Origin of the sequence: Bryocella elongata (genome assembly GCF_900108185.1) — a bacterium.
GTDB classification, from domain to species: domain Bacteria; phylum Acidobacteriota; class Terriglobia; order Terriglobales; family Acidobacteriaceae; genus Granulicella; species Granulicella elongata.
In genome coordinates this window covers 161,021-177,541 of record NZ_FNVA01000006.1, presented here as the reverse complement: position 1 = coordinate 177,541, position 16,521 = coordinate 161,021, and the positions used below count along the sequence as shown (strand labels likewise).

Annotated in this window: 13 protein-coding genes; 5 read left to right on the top strand and 8 right to left on the bottom strand. The window is 63.4% G+C overall.

Annotated elements, in window-relative coordinates; all coding sequences use genetic code 11:
• Positions 1-48 precede the first annotated feature (48 nt).
• The 5 genes from trxB to C4S68_RS16760 all read left to right on the top strand — a co-directional run bounded on the left by trxB (position 49) and on the right by C4S68_RS16760 (position 5,970).
• A complete protein-coding gene (trxB, locus tag C4S68_RS16780) occupies positions 49-1,005 on the top strand; it encodes a thioredoxin-disulfide reductase (protein ID WP_103934258.1) in 957 nt (318 codons plus the stop codon).
• Between the two features lie 302 nt (positions 1,006-1,307).
• The gene (locus tag C4S68_RS16775; RefSeq protein ID WP_200821580.1) at positions 1,308-2,228 is read left to right on the top strand and encodes a hypothetical protein; all 921 of its coding nucleotides are present in this window, start codon (positions 1,308-1,310) and stop codon (positions 2,226-2,228) included.
• Positions 2,229-2,721: 493 nt separating this feature from the next.
• Complete coding sequence (locus tag C4S68_RS16770; RefSeq protein WP_103934257.1) at positions 2,722-4,044, top strand: Nramp family divalent metal transporter; 1,323 nt, start codon at positions 2,722-2,724, stop codon at positions 4,042-4,044.
• Positions 4,045-4,089: 45 nt separating this feature from the next.
• Positions 4,090-4,323 (top strand): hypothetical protein, encoded by a 234-nt coding sequence (locus tag C4S68_RS16765; protein WP_103934256.1) that lies wholly within the window; start codon positions 4,090-4,092, stop codon positions 4,321-4,323.
• A gap of 138 nt (positions 4,324-4,461) precedes the next feature.
• A complete protein-coding gene (locus C4S68_RS16760; protein ID WP_103934255.1) occupies positions 4,462-5,970 on the top strand; it encodes a S10 family peptidase in 1,509 nt (502 codons plus the stop codon).
• Positions 5,971-6,055: 85 nt separating this feature from the next.
• On the opposite strand, the gene C4S68_RS16755 is transcribed toward C4S68_RS16760, so the two are convergent.
• From C4S68_RS16755 to mreC, 8 genes are all read right to left on the bottom strand, one after another.
• Positions 6,056-6,301 carry a hypothetical protein gene (locus tag C4S68_RS16755; RefSeq protein ID WP_103934254.1) on the bottom strand — a complete coding sequence of 82 codons (246 nt, stop codon included), beginning with the start codon at positions 6,299-6,301 and terminating at the stop codon, positions 6,056-6,058.
• Between the two features lie 152 nt (positions 6,302-6,453).
• On the bottom strand, positions 6,454-10,125 hold the full coding sequence (locus C4S68_RS16750; RefSeq protein ID WP_103934253.1) for an Rne/Rng family ribonuclease: 3,672 nt from the start codon (positions 10,123-10,125) through the stop codon (positions 6,454-6,456).
• A gap of 528 nt (positions 10,126-10,653) precedes the next feature.
• Positions 10,654-11,763 (bottom strand): rod shape-determining protein RodA, encoded by a 1,110-nt coding sequence (rodA, locus tag C4S68_RS16745; protein ID WP_103934252.1) that lies wholly within the window; start codon positions 11,761-11,763, stop codon positions 10,654-10,656.
• Between the two features lie 3 nt (positions 11,764-11,766).
• Complete coding sequence (locus C4S68_RS16740; RefSeq protein ID WP_103934251.1) at positions 11,767-12,234, bottom strand: pepsin/retropepsin-like aspartic protease family protein; 468 nt, start codon at positions 12,232-12,234, stop codon at positions 11,767-11,769.
• Entirely contained in the window at positions 12,221-12,469 is a 249-nt protein-coding gene (locus tag C4S68_RS16735) for a hypothetical protein (protein ID WP_103934250.1), read from the bottom strand. Before C4S68_RS16735 ends, C4S68_RS16740 begins: the two co-directional genes overlap by 14 nt.
• Before the next feature lie 17 nt (positions 12,470-12,486).
• Complete coding sequence (mrdA, locus tag C4S68_RS16730) at positions 12,487-14,475, bottom strand: penicillin-binding protein 2 (protein WP_103934249.1); 1,989 nt, start codon at positions 14,473-14,475, stop codon at positions 12,487-12,489.
• A gap of 158 nt (positions 14,476-14,633) precedes the next feature.
• Positions 14,634-15,158, bottom strand: a complete 525-nt coding sequence (gene mreD, locus C4S68_RS16725; protein ID WP_103934248.1) for a rod shape-determining protein MreD — start codon at positions 15,156-15,158, stop codon at positions 14,634-14,636.
• 77 nt (positions 15,159-15,235) lie between these two features.
• On the bottom strand, positions 15,236-16,459 hold the full coding sequence (gene mreC / locus C4S68_RS16720; protein WP_103934497.1) for a rod shape-determining protein MreC: 1,224 nt from the start codon (positions 16,457-16,459) through the stop codon (positions 15,236-15,238).
• Positions 16,460-16,521 lie beyond the last annotated feature (62 nt).

Genomic DNA, 16,521 nt, shown 5'->3' with positions numbered 1-16,521 from the left:
CGAGGACGCCTCCGCATCGTTTGCTACCCGGCTACAATCGAATACGTTATGTCTGAAACGTACGAAGTACGCGACACAGTGATCCTCGGCTCCGGCTGCTCCGGACTCACGGCTGCCATCTACGCCGCCCGTGCCAACCTGAAGCCCCTCGTCCTCGAAGGCCATGAGCCTGGTGGCCAGCTTTCCATCACCACGCTGGTCGAGAATTTTCCCGGCTGGCCGGATGGCGTGCAGGGGCCTGAGCTGATCGAGAACATGAAGAAGCAGGCGACGCGCTTCGGCGCAGAGCTGCGCATGGCTCACCTCACCTCCGCCGACCTGACGCGCTCACCGTTTGAGCTGCGTATCGGCAAGGACATCATCCTGGCGCGAACGCTGATCATCGCGTCGGGCGCTTCGGCGCGGTGGCTGGGACTTCCGTCGGAAAAGGCGCTGGTGGGCTTCGGCGTAAGCTCCTGCGCGACCTGCGACGGGTTCTTTGCCTCGGGCAAGGAGATTGCCGTAATCGGCGGCGGTGACTCGGCGATGGAAGAGGCCCTGTTCCTGACGCGCTTCGCCACGAAGGTCACGCTGATCAACCGCAGCGAGAACTTCCGCGCTTCGCGCATCATGCTGGAGCGCGCCATCGCGCACCCGCAGATCGAGTTCCTCCACAACACCGTCGTGGAAGAGGTGGTGGGGGTTGAAGAGAAGGAAGTGAGGGGCCTGAAGCTGCTGAACCGCAAGACGGGCGAGCGCTCGGAGCTACCGGTGAGCTTCATGTTCCTCGGCATCGGGCATGATCCCAACGCGACGATGTTCGAGGGGCAGATCGACCTCGATTCCGACGGTTATGTGAAGACCGAGCACAACGTGTTTGTGACGCGACAGGGTGTGCAACTGCACGGCGTTTATGCCTGCGGCGATGTACAGGATCGGCGCTATCGGCAGGCCATTACCGCCGCCGGGACGGGCTGCATGGCGGCGCTTGAGGTGGAGAAGTATCTCGAAGAGGTTGGCAGGTAGACCGCGACCTGGTTTTGCAGTGGTGGATCTCACGGAGGGCCCATGCAAGCGCATGGGCCCTTTGGCTTTAGCTCGTGCGGGCAATCAACGGTCCCTTTTGGCCTTCTTCCGTCGGGTCAAGAGCGAAATGCTTCCGCAACTTGGCTATCCGTGCGCCGTCTAACTCTAGTAACGACAGATTTTTACCATTCCCATAGAGGCCCCGAAGATCCGGCCCAGGAAGACTCCTTCTGCTGCGCATGTTTCGCATTCTCTGTTTTGCTCTTGTTCCTTTTGCCTCCGCGACGATGGTTCGCGCGAGCGTGACGGATACACTCGGGGCACTCTCCGACGCCCCCTCCACGGTCGTCTATCCGGCTCTCGGGTATTCCTCGAGCAATGACCTCCCGCCGATCCCAGTGAACCCCTTCGCGGAGTTCGCCGACGGCAGCGCGGATGACGATCAGGACCAGATGCCCGCGCAGCCGGTCACGCCGGGCGCCCATCGCGATGAGCACGAGAAGTGCGTCGCCGATCCGGGAGTAGAGGTGGACAAGAACTGCAAGCCGATTCCGCTGGAGCGCTCGCAACCGCATCGCATCCTGGGCTTCATGCCGAACTTCCGCACGGTTTCGGCGGGCGCGGTGGTTCATCCTCCGGGATGGGCGTACAACTTCAAGGTCGCGACGCGGCAGGCGTTCGACTATTCGTCCTTCATCTTCCTGGGACTGACCTCCATCACCGCGGAGGGCATGAACTCGCACCCCGCTCTGGGCAAGGGCGCGGACGGCTTCTATGCGTACACATGGCGTGGCTTCCTCGACAAGACCGACGGCACCTACCTTTCGGCGTGGTTCCTGCCGAGCCTGCTGCATGAAGACACGCGCTATTACCCGCTGGGTGCGGGCCACTCGATACCGATCCGCGCGCTGTATGTGATCAGCCGCCAGGGCGTGGCGCGCACCTACTCGGGGCGCAACACCCCAAACATCGCGGGCCTCGGCGGCAAGGTGCTCACGCAGCTCATCTCGCGCGAGTACTATCCTGCTGGAGCCACCAGCTTCAGCGTGCTAGCAACGAAGTTCGGCTACTCCGCGATGCGTGACGTGGCTTTTTCCAGCATCCGCGAGTTCTATCCCGACATCGCTGCGCACTACATCCGCAAGCATCGCGAGAAGGTGGCGGCAATGGCGGCACATGATGCCCAGGCCGCGGGCGTACCTCAAACGCCGGAACACGAGTAGCTGCCGACACGAACGAGATCCTGCAAACCCACATCTCAAAATCGAGATATGGGGCACCCGCATTTGTGCCGTGGGATATCGAATTCGAACCGAAAAGGGTTGCGCTGGCTCTACATCTTTGGATACCCTACGGGGGTATGCCTTCGGCGTACGTATCTCTACCAGGAGCCCCCATGCAGACTGCATCGAAAACGGAACCTCCGAGTCCTCGGATATTCGGATGCCCGTTCCTGCACTGCGCCGCGGGGTGCCGGTAGCCTTCCTCCGATCGTCTCTCTGACATCGCACTGAAGCGTCTTCCCCACCCTGCCCGCGCAGTGTCTTTCTGACACCATTCGCGGCAGAGAACTCGTGCAGACGCACGCCTCTTCCTGCCCTCTAACCGGCGCGCACGGTCTTCTCCGTCGCCAGCGTTCGCACGCCTTCGCGGCTCCATGGCCCGGCGGCGTGTGCGCGGCGATACGGCCCGTGTGCGGGAAGGGAGAGTCTCGTCATGTCCACGACGATTCAGGAGATTCACAAGACCGAGAACACGAACAAGGGAGTCCGCGTGCGCTCCGGCTGGCAGCGCAACGTCGTTGCGTTCCTCATGGCCTTCGGGCCGGGCCTCATCGTGATGGAGGCCGACAACGATGCCGGCGCCGTCTCCACCTACATGCAGGCCGGCGGGCAGTATGGCCTGCACCTGCTGTGGACTCTGTTGCTGCTGATGCCGATCTGCTACTTCACGCAGGAGATGGTCGCGCGCCTCGGCATCGCCACCGGCAAGGGCCACGCGGCGATGATCTATGAGCGCTTCGGCAAGTGGTGGGGACGCTTCTCGCTCATCGACCTGCTGGCCGTCAACTTCCTCACCCTGATCACCGAGTTCGCCGCGATCTCGCTGGCGATGAGCGGGCTGGGCGTCTCGCCTGTGATCTCCGTGCCGCTGGCTGCGGTTGCGCTCATCGCGCTGGTGGCGAGCGGAAGCTATCGCCGCTGGGAGCGCATCGTCGTCTGCCTGTGCCTGCTCGACCTCGCATGGTTTGTGACGGCGGCCCTGCTGCATCCGCAGTGGCACGACGCGCTGCACAACGCCATCGTCCCATCGATCCCGAAGGGCGGCATCACCGGCGATCTCGTCTTCCTCGTCATCGGCATCGTGGGAACAACGATTGCACCATGGCAGCTGTTCTTTCAGCAGAGCTGCGTGGCGGAGAAGCGGCTGCGCTTCAGCGACCTGAAGTGGGCGCGGCTGGACACGCTCATCGGCGCGGTCTTCACCGTGTGCGTGGCCGGTGCGATGATGCTCGTCGGCGCATTCGCATACAACCATGGCATCGCGTTCACCGATCCCGCACAGCTGGCGGAGGCCATTGCGAAGGTGCTGCCCGCACGCACCGGGACCTTCGTGCACCATGCGCTGTTGCTGCTGATGGTGAACGCCGCGGTACTCGGCACCACCGCTATCTCGCTGGCGAGCTCCTGGGCCTATGGCGAAGTCGTCGGCTGGGAGCACTCCATGCACAAGAAGATCACCGAGGCGCCGGGCTTCTACGGCGTCTACGCAGCGTGCATCTTCGCGGCAGCGGGCATCGTGCTCATTCCGCGGCTGCCGCTGCAGCTGGTGATCGTGAGCGTGCAGGTGTTCGCGGGGCTGATGTTGCCTTCGGCCATCATCTTCCTGCAGCTGCTGCTGAACGACCGCGCTCTGCTGGGCGACGAGTGGGTGAACAAGCCGTGGAATAACTGGATCAACTGGACGATCGTCGGCGTGCTGTTTGCACTCTCGATCGTGCTCGCGGCGCAGGTACTGCTGCCTTCGCTCTTCCGATAGCAGTCGCTTTCAACACACAAGATCAACGCATGAAAGGAGGCCATCATGGCCGCACTCGCAACCAACCACAAGAACAACGAGACCGAGCTCTATGTCATCCACCCGCTCGACGATGTGCAGGAGCAGAAGCGCTCCAGCGAAGGCCTGGGGCTCATCGAGCTCTCGCCCACCGTGCGCTGGAGCCTGCGCGTGCTGCGCGTCTACCTCATCGCCATGACCGGCGTGCTGCTGTACCGCGTCGGCGAGGTCGCCCAGCTCTTCGGACACCACGCGCGGTAGGACTGCTGGCACCCTGCTAACCCATGTCTCAGAAGCGAGACATGGGGCACCCGGCAAACCCACGTCTCAAACGCGAGACGTGGGGCACCCGCAGCTTTCCGCTGCGTGGGTGCGCCACCGTGTCCTACACTAGGTCGCATGACCCTGCACAAGCTCTCCCCTGCTCTCCTGGTGGCTCTCATTCTGCCTGCCGCGCCGCTCGCCGGCCTTGCCCAGCGAGGAGGCGGAGCGCCGCCTGCCGCAGCGCAAGCTGGCGCCGCGAAGGCCGAGCCCATGGCCAATCCCCTGCCCGCAGACAAGAGCGTGCCGCAGACCATCACCGTCAACGGCAAGACGATCCACTACACCGCGACCGTGAGCACCATCGCAACCAAGAACGCCGCAGGCAAGCCCACCGGCGAGGTCGTCGTGACCTCCTACATCGTCGACGGGCCCAACCGCCCCGTGACCTTCGCTTTCAACGGCGGCCCGGGCGCGAGCTCCGTGTACCTGAACATGGGAGCCTTCGGGCCGAAGCGCATCCATTTCGCGAACGAGGGAGACTCGGCCTCCGATCCGGCGATTCTTCAGGACAATCCTGCGACCTGGCTCGACTTCACGGACCTCGTCTTCATCGATCCCATCGGCACCGGCTTCTCGAAGTCGCTCGTCGATGAAGCGGAGAGCAAGAAGGAGTTCTACGGCGCGCAGCAGGACGTCGAGTACCTCTCGCTCGTGATCTACAAGTGGCTGGTCAAGAACGACCGCATGCTCTCGAAGAAGTACCTTGCGGGTGAGAGCTATGGCGGCTATCGCGGGCCGCGCGTGGCACATTATCTGCAGTCGCAGATCGGCGTGGCGATGAACGGCGTGGTGCTGGTAAGCCCGGCGCTGCGTCCTCCCGCCGGCGATGCCACCATCTCGCCCATCAACTGGATGGTGACGTTGCCTTCCATCACCGCGGCCAACCTGGAGCGCAAGGGCAAGCTGAGCGATGCGGCGATGAAGGACGTGATCAGCTACACCGAAGGGCCGTACCTCGAAGCGCTGGTGCATGGGCCTGCGAACAAGGCCGAGACCGATGCGATGATCCAGCATGTGACGGAGATGACCGGCCTCGATGCACAGTACGTGCGCTACTCCGGTGGACGGCTGGAGACGGGTTCCTACCTGCGCGAGGTGCATCGCGAGCAGGGCACCATCGGCTCCGTGTATGACTCCAACGTAACGCTCCCGGATCCGTTCCCGTACTCCTCCGAGCAGGAGGGCAGCGACCCGATCCTGGAGAGCATCATCGCTCCCACGACGACGGCGGCCGTCGACTTCATCACCCACACCGTGGGCTGGAAGACCGATGACCGCTACAACGCCCTGAGCTACGAGGTGAATCGCCTGTGGGAGCGCGACCGTTCCAATCGCGGTGAGGCTGCAGCCGACCTGCGCGAAGCCCTCGCCGCTGACCCCAAGCTGAAGGTGCTCATCGTGCACGGCTGGAACGACCTGAGCTGCCCGTTCATGGGCTCGGTGCTGGTCGCCAACCAGCTGCCCGCGACGCTCGGCAGGCAGCTTGAGGTAAGAGAGTTCCCCGGCGGGCACATGTTCTACACGCGCTCGGCCAACGGCGCCGGGCTGCACCAGGCCGTGGAAGAGATGGTGGCGGCGCACTAACGCTGCTGCACAAAAGCAAGTAAGGGCGAGCCGATGGCTCGCCCTTTCTTCTTGTTACGCAGCCCCGTGTTGTGGCGGCACTTGCCTACTCAGCGGAGGGGCGGTTGAAGTCTGGACGTGCGGGCGTGCAGGCGGCCTCCAGCCAGCGGCTGATGTAGACGCTCGCGTGAGCTTCACCGCAATAGTGGCGTGCGCCCGGGGCCGATGCCGTGGCAGTATCCCAGCGAAGGACCTTCAGGGCATCAGAGTTGCACTCGATCATGAACCAGTGGATCGGGTTGGAGCTCTCGGTGCCGCAGATCTCGCAGCGATAATGTGTGACTGCCGACATGGTGAATCCCCTTTGCGATGCGTGTTGGCCTTGACGAAGACAAGGATAACCGAAGCAGATGAGGGCGCGGGACCGCCGGTTGACGAAGGATGCCCGACAAGCACAACGGCGGCCCGAGGGCCGCCGTTGTGCGTTGAAGTTGAAGCTCGGCTCTAGTGGATGTCGAACTGCTCGGGGTGGAGGCTGGGGTCGCTCTTGACGAGGATCGTCTTTCGGCTGAGGTCTTCCATCTCCTGCAGCCACTTGCCGCCGCCGGACTTGAGCTGCTTGACCACGTCCGGGTGGACGCGGAGCATGATGTCGCCCTTTTCGATGTGGCGGTGCATCTTGCGCAGCTCGATGTAGATCTCGTTGCAGACCGTGATGGGAGCCTTGGTCATGCCTGTGCCGGCGCAGATCGTGCAGGTGGTCGAGAGGGTACGCTCGAGCGACTGCTTGACGCGCTTGCGGGTGATCGCCACCAGGCCGAAGTCATTGAACTGGAGAACCTTCGACGGAGCGCGATCGGACTTCAACTCTTCTTCGAGGGCGGCCATGACCTTGTTGCGGTTCTTGCGCTCGTCCATGTCGATGAAGTCGATGATGATGATGCCGCCGAGGTCGCGGAGGCGAATCTGGCGCACGATCTCGGGGATCGCATCGAGGTTCGTCTTCACGATGGTGTCTTCGAGGCGAGCGGTCTTGCCGACGTACTTGCCGGTGTTGATGTCGATCGCGACGAGGGCTTCGGTCTGGTTGATGACGATGGAGCCACCGGACTTGAGCCATACCTTGGAGCGGAGCGCCTTGTTGATCTCCTCGGTGATGCCGAACTGCTCGAAGAGCGGCGTGTCCTTGGTGTAGAGCTTGACGCGGCGCAGCAGCGCGGGCTGGAAGCGCTGCAGGAAGCGCAGGACGCGCTCGTATTCCTGTTCGGTGTCGACCCAGATGGCGGAGAAGTTGTCCGTCACCTGGTCGCGCAGGATGCGCTCGACGAGGTTGAGATCGTGGTAGATGAGCGCGGGTGACTTGGAGGTATCGCTGCGGCCCTTGATGTCCTTCCAGAGATTCAGGAGGAAGCGGAGATCCGAGCGGAGCTCCTCTTCGCTGGCGCCGGAGGCTGCCGTGCGGACGATGAAGCCGCCGCTCTGGTCACCCTTTTCGCTGAGCAGGATCTCCTTGAGGCGGCGGCGCTCGCTGTCGGACTCGATCTTGCGGGAGACGCCGACGTGGTTGACCGTGGGCATGAAGACCAGGAAGCGGCCGGGAAGAGCGATGTGCGAGGTGATGCGCGCACCCTTCTTCGCGATGGGCTCCTTGGCGATCTGCACCAGGACTTCCTGGCCGGGCTTCAGCAGATCGCTGATGGCCGGGAGGTCCGTGGCCTGCACGGAGTGACGACGACGATTGCCGCCGCCACCGTTGTTGCTGCCACCACCGCTGGTCTCGCGGCCACGTCCGCCACCGCGGCCTCCGCGACGGAAGCGCTTGTCGCGGCGATCGCCGTCGCGACGGGGAGCAGATTCGGAGTCGGCAGAGGCGCCTTCGCGCTCTTCGCCACCCTGGGCGCTCTCGGAGCCTTCATCGAGGCCTTCGAAGTTGGAGCTTGTCGCGTACTCGTCTTCTTCGGACTCGGAGACGTCGCTGCCGGAGAACTCGTCGGCGCTCTCGTGAGCGGCCGCGTAGGCCTCGTCGTTGGCGATCTCTTCCTCGTCGATGTCGAAGTCATCTTCGTCTTCGTCATCGTCGTCGAGTGCTGGCTCTTCGGGACGGGTGATCTGGTCGATGGACATCTCGCGAATCATGCTGCCGAGGTCGGCGGCGTTCTCGAGGGTCTCCTCTTCCATGTCATCGTCCGCGGCGCTGGCGCTCAACGGAAGGTAATCGACGTCCTCGTCGTCCAGCAGCTCTTCCTCGAGCTCGCCATCGCCGGGTGCAAAGGTGGTGGGAGCCGGCTGCGTTGAAGACGGAACAACAGGCGCCTCTACCTCGCTGAGGTGGACCTCCTGGACTGCGCGCTCGTGCTCGATGGGCGCGGAAGGGTTCTCGACCTCCGCAGCGATGGCCGGGGTCTCCGGAACCTCGGAGACGAGATCGCCGGTAGGCTGGAGGGTGGTGAACTCGTGCGCGGGAGCCGTGGGCTCGACATGCTCGACTGGAGCTGCGGCGACTTCCTCGACTACTTCCTGATGGGTCTCTTCCGGAGTTGTGTCTTCCGCGGGGCCGGACTGACGGAACTCACGCTGGCCCGCGGGATCGACACGGAACGAAGCGGCGGCGTTTTCACCGGGCTCGTACTCGTGGGTAGTCTCCTCGAACTCGTGGCTGGTCTCTTCGAGGACTGTCTCCTCGGCCTCGAGCACCTGCTCGTGCACTTCAGCGGCGGCTTCAAGGGCGACGGGCTCCACCTCGGCCGCTTCGGTGGGAGCGAGGTCGGTGACGGGCTCGATGACCGGGTCGACGATCTCGAGGTGCTCTTCGACCTCAAGGCGCTGCTCTTCAACTTCAAGGTGCTGCGCTTCGGCCTCGAGGCGAACTTCGGTGGACTCGACGATGTACTCGGGCGCGTTGTCAGAGAGCGGCAGCACGGTCGCTTCGGGCTCATGCTGCGAGGTGACGGCGGGCTGAACGGCGATGGAGGGATCGATCGAAGGGGTGGCGTTGCGCTCCGGACGGCCACGACGGCCATCGCGGTCGCGGCGGCGTTCGCTGCCATCGCGATGCCCGCGGCCTTCCGAGGAGGTCTCGGACTGGCCCTGCTGTGGGGCGGGAGCAGCATCGTTGCGGCTGCGTCGCGAAAGGGTCTCGCCCGGCAGCACGAAGCCACCATCCCAGCCGACCGCGGTCAGGTCGATCTCGCTGGAAGGACGAGCGATGCGAGGGGCTACGGGCGCTGGTGCGGCCGCTTCGTTGCGCTCAGCGGCATCGCCACCACGGTACTTGGAGAGCGACTCTCCCGGAAGGATGAGGGGCTCGACGGCAGGAGCCGCGTCGAAGCTCTGGGATTCGCGGGGACGGTCGTCGCGGGAGTCGCGGCCTTCGCGAGCGCCCCGGTTGGCGCCCTTGCGATCCTCGCCACGGTCGCCACGGTCGCGGCGGCCACGGCGATCGCGCCCATCACGATGGGGACGGCCATCGGTGCTGGCTTCCAGCTCTTCGATGGGCTCGTCCGGAGCTGCAAAGTCCGCGGTGGACTCTTCGGCGTCGTCAAAGTCTGCGCGGGGCGTGGAAGGCGAGGCTTCAGCTCCCTGCTGGCTGCTGCCAGCCTGCTCTGCACCCGGCTGATCGGTGCGGCCGGAGCGGCCACGGCGACGGCCGCGACGACCGCGCCAGCGACGTCCTCCCTCGGCGGAACCGTCGGCAGCGCCTTCGGCATCGGCAGACTCGCCGGAGGCTTCTACCGGAGTGCTGTCGATATCTTCAATGTCGTCGCTCTCATCGCGGGGAGCTTCGGCGCGGACTTCTTCGCCACGGGGGCGTTCGCCGCCCTGCTCACCACGGGGCTGATCGCCACGGCCCTTGCCACGGCCACGGTCGCGATCGCGTCCACCACGACGACCACCGCCGCCGGCCTGCGCTTCACCGCCGCCAGCTTCGAAGTCGGCGGATTCGCCGGCTTCTTCCATGAAGTCGGTGATATAGAGGAAGGCGTCGCGTTCGAGGCCGATGTCGACGAACGCCGACTGCATGCCTGGGAGGACGCGGGTGACGCGTCCGTTGTAAATGGATCCTGCGAGCGTGTATTCGTTCTCGCGCTCGTAGTAAATCTCGGTGAGCTCGTCTTTTTCAACGATCGCTAGCCGCGTCTCGTGCGGCGTACTGGAGATGTAAATTTCCTTCGACATCGTCCTGCTTTCTGTCCGCGCAGTTTGTGCGCGAACGAGCAGGCGAGGCGAGGATCAAACCTTCCGGAGTCTGGTTAGCTCCTGAAGGCAAGCTCCTCAGTGGAGGTCAGGAGACGAGAGGAGAACGCTGGTGCCGACCTTGCAGGTGCAGCAGGGGATACGCCGCGCGAGCTGAGCCGCACGGCGAACCTCCTTGAAGCTCTTTGGGGAACAGACGAAGCCAGTGTTGTACCGTCGATCGCGAAATCTTGACGAGCCTTCGCGATCCACATTGCGCAAACGGAGTTTGTGACCAGCACTTCCTCGCAGAGAGGGGTGGCCGTTAACCGTCCGTTTACGTTCATTCTCAAAACCTGTCCGACCGCAGAGTGATCTCGCGCCTGGCCGGCCCTTTAGATAAAATCCTGGGTTCCCAGCCGGCGGGAAAGATGGTTCGCATCCGGGGCTGGGCTTGCCTGCCTGGCAAAAGGCCAGACAGTTGCTCTTAGTATGCACCAAACTGGCTGCGCTGTGCGCCGCGTCACGGGACTAGTTCACAAATCGTCGCATGCGGATGTTCATAACGATCCCAAGGGCCAGGAAGGTGAAGATCACCGACGATCCTCCGTAACTCATTAGGGGCAAAGGGATTCCGGTCACCGGCATGAGGCCGAGGCACATGCCGACGTTGACCGCGACCTGGAAAAGGGTCACCGCCATGACGCCCATGGTGACCAGCGTCCCGGGCGGATCGGCGGCCATCTGGGCGTTCTGGACGAGCCGGACGAGGATCATGAAGTAGAGCAGGAGGATGATGACGGCGCCGATGAAGCCATGCTCCTCGCAAAAAGCGGCGAAGATGAAGTCGGTGTAAGGGATGGGAAGAAAGTCGCCCTGGGTCTGCGAGCCTTTGTTGGCGCCGGTACCCCAAAGACCACCCGAGCCGACGGCGATGAGCGACTGGCGGATCTGGTAGCCCGAGCCCTTGGGGTCATTGTCCGGATTGACGAAGGCGGTAAGACGGGCCTTCTGATACGGCTTCAGCAGCTTGCCGGACTTCCAGCCCACGCCGACCACCAGCAAAAAGCCGAGGATCAGGATGGACGCCTGTTTGAGACGGATTCCGCCGAGAAAGAGGCCGGCAAGAAGTACTGGAGAGTAGGTGAGGCAGGTGCCGAGGTCGGGCTCCTTGAGCACGAGGAGCATGGGGACGCCGATGAGAGCGAAGCATTTGCCGATATCGCGCCAGGTCATCTCGTGGTCTTCGCCGGAGCGCTCCCAAAGGAAACGGGCCATGGTGAGGATGAGCACGAGCTTAACCCATTCCGATGGCTGAAAGTGTGCGCCTCCGCCGAGGTTGATCCAGCGCCGCGCCCCGAGCACCTTGGTGCCGATGTGCGGCACCAGCACCGCAACGAGCGCCGTGATCGAGATGCCGTACGCCCAGTAGGCGATGTCGAGGAGCTTGTGGTAGTCGAGCATAGAGATGCCGAACATGGCCACGGTGCCGATCGAGAGAAAGAGGATCTGCTTTGTCTGGAAGCCGTGGAACTTGGTCATCGCGGTCGCCGAGCGGATCTCGAAGACGCTGATGATGCTCAGCGCGGCTACGAAGCCGAGGAGGGTCCAGTCGAAGTCACGGAAGCGGGAGCGAAACATAGATTAGGTAGCAACCGTAAAGCGGGCGTTCGGGCCGTCATAGGTGAAGACCAAGCTTCGAAGCAGATCACGACCGATGAGCATGATGATATCTGGGCCGAGGACGGAGGGGCGGCGAACATGGCCTCCAAGCACGTCATGGAGAGGCATTGGCTCGACCTCCAACTGCAGAAAGCGAACACTGGCGTTGTACCGATCAAGCTCCGAAAGTCCGTGCGCCGTCTGCACCATCTCCCTATCGACTGAAGGTATCTCCAGTTCACGAAACACGGATGGGTCCACAGCCGACACCGCAGCTCCAGTGTCGATCTGCCCAAGACCGATGATGGAAGAAAACGGAGGCTGTCCATTTTCGCGGAGAAAGCGGACCAATGCGAGAGGGACGGTAATCGCAACCTGAAGCAGCGGGCCATCATAGAGAAGCGTGTCGAGTCCACCTGGGCCGATGCAGTCGAACTCACTCTTGGACACGAATCAGTCCAAGATGAAGATTTGTGAGGTCGTACACAGGTTGCTGCGCGCGGATCGTCCGCATGAGACATTGCACGAAGCCGTACTTGGGAAGGAGCGCTTGATAGGCTTCGTCCATCGTCTCGAAGGCCCCCAGAAACTCCTGGCCTTTTATGACCGCGATCTTTCCCTCGCTCGTCTCCAGTAGCTGAGGGAGGAGTTCGTTGTAGCGAGCGATCTCTATCTCCAAAGCCATGTCTGATGATACCTCGGCTATCTTCCACCCGCTCCGGGCCGCGGAAGCCCCCGCTGGGGCTCAAGTGCAGCGGTGTTTGCCCCGGCTGGGTTTGCTGCGGGAGTCTTCGGCTTGTCGCCCGGTGTCTGGTCTGACGGGGCCGCAGGCTTCGGGCTGTCGGCCAGCTTCATCAGGTTGCCGGAGCGCATGCGCTGCTTGGTTACGAAGGCGTTGATGACCTGCGCGCCCAGCTTCGCCGAGTTGTTGCCCCAGTAGCCGTGCTCCCAGAGGACCGCAACGACGATGTCCGGGTTACGGCGTGGCGCCATGCCGACGAACCATGCGTTGGGGAGCGTCGCCTTATCGGCTGTGCCCTTCTTGCGTCCGCTCACGACGTCCGCCGTGCCGGTCTTGCCGGCGAAGTCGATTCCTTCGAGATGCGCTTCGGCAGCCGTCCCGATCCCCTGGGTCACGTTCGCCATGTCGTCCGTCACGATCTGCCAGGTCTCCGGAGAGATTTCGACCTTCTTCTCGCCCGAACCGGGATAGGTATCGTGAATGGCCTGCAGCATGTCCGGCGAGATCTCGTCGGGGAAGACCACGTGCGGACGGACGAGAGCTCCACCGGAGGCGATGCCGCTGAGGGCACGGGCGAGCTGAATGGGGCTCGCCTGCACCGCGCCCTGTCCGATGCCCACGGACGGGGTCTCACCGGCGTACCACTTGTCGTGCTGCGCCTTCAGCTTCCACTGCGGCGAAGGCATGATGCCGGTCGCCTCATCGGGCAGGTCAACGCCGGTCTTCTGCCCGATGCCCATCTCATGCCCATACTTCGCGATGGTGTCGATGCCGAGCCTGTCGGCAAGCGTGAAGTAGAAGCTGTCGCAGGAGTAGGGCAGGGCGTTATGGATGTCCACCAGGCCGTGGTGCTTGTCGCAGCCGAAGAAATGCCCCTGGAGGGTGACGCCGCCATTGCAGACGACGTGCATATTCTCCGCCATGTTTTCCTGCAGCCCCGCCACCGTCATGATGACCTTGAAGGTCGAGCCGGGAGCGAGCTGCGCCTGGATCGCCTTGTTCATCAGCGGGTGATTGGGGTTGGTGATGATCTCGTTCCAGTAGGACCTGGTCAGGCGCACAGCGAACTGGTTGGGATCGAAGGTGGGCCGCGAGACCATGGCGAGGATCTCGCCGGTGTGCGGGTCCATCGCCACGATCGCACCGTTCTTGCCTTCGAGCGCCTTTTCGGCGGCCATCTGCAGGTCGAGGTCGATGGTGAGCTTGAGATCCTGGCCGGGCTTGGCGAGTTCCTGCCCCATCATGCCGACCTCTTTGCCGTGCGAGTTCACGACGACGTCGCGCGAGCCGTCAACCCCGCGAAGGATGGCGTCGTACGCCTCCTCGACGCCGGACTTGCCGACGACATCTCCGGGCTCGTAAAAGGCGTATTTGGAGGTATTAAGGTCGTTCTCGCTGACCTCGCCGACGTAGCCGATGAGGTGCGCTGCGAAGCCATCCCTGGGATACAGGCGGCGCTGCTCCTCGAGGGTTTCGAGCTCCGGCAGCTCGTCGCGATGGGCGGCGATGAAGGCCTGCTCGTCGGGCGTGATGTCCTGCTTGAGGGGGATGGGCTGGTACTTGGGCGCGAGGGCAAAGCGCTTGATGGTGGAGCGAATCTGGTCTTCAGGGATATGCAGGCCCTGGGCGATCAGCGGCAGATCGGCCTCGAGGTTCTTCTGCTGCTCGCGGACAAGGAAGCAGGTGACCGAGGGATAGTTGTCGACGAGGATGCGGCCTTCGCGGTCGAAGATCTTGCCGCGGGGGGCGAGCACGGGCACCTTGCGGATGCGGTTCTGCTCGGCGAGCACGCGATAGTTGTCCGCGCCCAGAATCTGCAGACGCCACAGCCCCGAGACGAGCACCAGCATGACCAGCGCCACGATGTACTGCGTAGCGTTGAGCTTGGCCGTGGAGACCTTCTCTTCACGGTCAAAGGGGTTCGGGTCGAGTGGTGAGATGCGGGCCATGGGGGAAGGACGCTCCTGCGGTGAGAAAGTCGTGAGTGGAGAAAGTCACAAACGCGAAATTACGCCGCACCCTTATTTTATAGGGTCTCGGAGCTCTTCCCGTTCGGAGGCTTTGTCGCAGTTCCGTATCTTTGCGGCTACCTTCCTGGTTCCAGCAATTACTCGCGGATGCGGAAGCGGTCGAGCAGAAAGAACAGGGGTACGCCGGCGGCGGTGTTCGCAACGGCAGCGATGACCTCGTGGATGGGCAGCAGGTGCGCGGTGACATCGGCCAGGACCCAGCGCTTGATGAGGTAGAGCATGCCGCTCTGCGCGAGGGAGAAGGCGAAGTTCATGATGGCGCGGTTGACGGTGTTGTCCATGTCCACCGCAAAGCCAATGTTGGCCGCGATGTAACCGATGACCGCCTTCGCAATGCCGTAGACGCCGAAGGGCAGGTTGGTGAGGCCGTCCTGGAAGAGGCCGATGATGGTGCCGGTAATGGTGCCCGCGATGGGGCTGCGCCGTGCGACCGCGAAGTAGATCACAGCCAGCAGCGGTAGATCGATGCCAACCTTCGCCAGCAGCCAGGGTGGCAGAAGTACCTGCACAACCATGCAGGCCAGCGGAATGAGCAGCGCGACCAGGGGACGGAAGGCGTACTGATCAAGCTCCTGCCGGGATGTATAGCTGCGTTCGCGCATCGGGTATCTGTGGAGTCCTTCTGTGCTGCCGGGTTCGAGGTTGTCAGGGAGAATTTGTCAGTGAGAATGAGAAGAGGCTAGTGATCGTCCTGATTGTCTTGCGGCGGCTTCGCTTCGGTTGGCGGAGTGCCGGGCCGGGCTCCAGGCTGAAGATCCTGTGCGGGCTCGACGGTGCCGGGAGAGTAGCGGTCGGGATGCAGCGCGGGGCGAGGGCGAGGAAGACCGGAGTTCGGGATCCCGGGCGTACCGCGAACCAGATCGGGGACGGAGTCAGTCTTCGGACTGTTCGTTGCACCGGTCGAGCCGGCAGCTCCAGTTGCGGCCTGTCCTGCGTCGTCATGGAGGCTGGGAAGTCGTTCTGCGATAAGGTCGGCGGCGCGCTTGTTCGCTTCTGCGACGCCCTCGGCGGTGGTGGCATCGGCCAGGGCGTCGGCGGGAAGTGTACCTGTCGTGCCGGTGATGACAAGAACCTCTTCGAGGCGGGAGAGGTCGGCATTGGGCTTCAGCGTGATCATGAGGTACGGCTGATGCTGCGGGTCGGGGGCGATGGAGGTGATAACGCCAACGGGCAGACCGCGCGGGAAGACCTGGTCTCCACCCGAGGTGACGACCTGCTCCCCGGGCTTGAGGCGTGAATCGGCGGTGAGGTTGGTGATGATGACCTGGCCGTTGGGGCCGCCGCGCAGGATGGCCCGCATGCGGGTGGAGACGAGCAGGACGCCCGCGCCGGAGGTAGGGTCATTGAGCAGGAGAAGCTGCGCGGTGTGCGGAAAGACGTCCCGGATCTTGCCGACGACGCCGTCGGGCGTCATCACGGCCTGGTCGGGCTTGAGGCCGAAGTCAGCGCCCTTATCGAGCAACAGGATCTGCGACTGATCCGAGCCGCTGGTGCCGATGATCTGGGCTCCGACGGTCTGCTGCACGTAGCGCTGCTTGAATGCCATCAGGGCCTGCAGGCGACGGCCCTGGGCAGCGTCCTCGGCAAACTCATCCTGCTCGAGCTTGAGCCGGGCGATCTCCTTCTTGAGATCTTCGTTTTCCTGGTGAGTGTGGCGCAGGTTGATGTAACCGAACCACAAGTTCCGCACACCGAAGCTGGAGGCATTCTTGCCGCGCTCGATGGGCGTAAAGACGGCGCTGATCCAGGAACGCAGCAGGCTCACGCGGGGGCCATCGGCGCCGTCACGTGCGGAAAAGCCGTGCAGAGGCTTCTGCACCTGGACGGCGAGCGCCAGCACCTGCGCCAGCACAATGGCGATCAGCACAAGTGGGTTCTTGAAGCGCTGGAGAAACGAATCCATCCGAAAACTTGCCTGCCGGCCCAGCGGGACACGCCACGAGGGCGATGCCCGCGACGTTTCAA

Bases quoted from the DNA above. Each gene is read 5' to 3' on its own strand.
- trxB (WP_103934258.1), top strand. From the start codon at position 49: ATGTCTGAAACGTACGAAGTACGCGACACAGTGATCCTCGGCTCCGGC.
- C4S68_RS16770 (WP_103934257.1), top strand. From the start codon at position 2,722: ATGTCCACGACGATTCAGGAGATTCACAAGACCGAGAACACGAACAAG.
- C4S68_RS16765 (WP_103934256.1), top strand. From the start codon at position 4,090: ATGGCCGCACTCGCAACCAACCACAAGAACAACGAGACCGAGCTCTAT.
- C4S68_RS16760 (WP_103934255.1), top strand. From the start codon at position 4,462: ATGACCCTGCACAAGCTCTCCCCTGCTCTCCTGGTGGCTCTCATTCTG.
- C4S68_RS16755 (WP_103934254.1), bottom strand. From the start codon at position 6,301: ATGTCGGCAGTCACACATTATCGCTGCGAGATCTGCGGCACCGAGAGC.
- C4S68_RS16750 (WP_103934253.1), bottom strand. From the start codon at position 10,125: ATGTCGAAGGAAATTTACATCTCCAGTACGCCGCACGAGACGCGGCTA.
- rodA (WP_103934252.1), bottom strand. From the start codon at position 11,763: ATGTTTCGCTCCCGCTTCCGTGACTTCGACTGGACCCTCCTCGGCTTC.
- C4S68_RS16735 (WP_103934250.1), bottom strand. From the start codon at position 12,469: ATGGCTTTGGAGATAGAGATCGCTCGCTACAACGAACTCCTCCCTCAG.
- mrdA (WP_103934249.1), bottom strand. From the start codon at position 14,475: ATGGCCCGCATCTCACCACTCGACCCGAACCCCTTTGACCGTGAAGAG.
- mreD (WP_103934248.1), bottom strand. From the start codon at position 15,158: ATGCGCGAACGCAGCTATACATCCCGGCAGGAGCTTGATCAGTACGCC.
- mreC (WP_103934497.1), bottom strand. From the start codon at position 16,459: ATGGATTCGTTTCTCCAGCGCTTCAAGAACCCACTTGTGCTGATCGCC.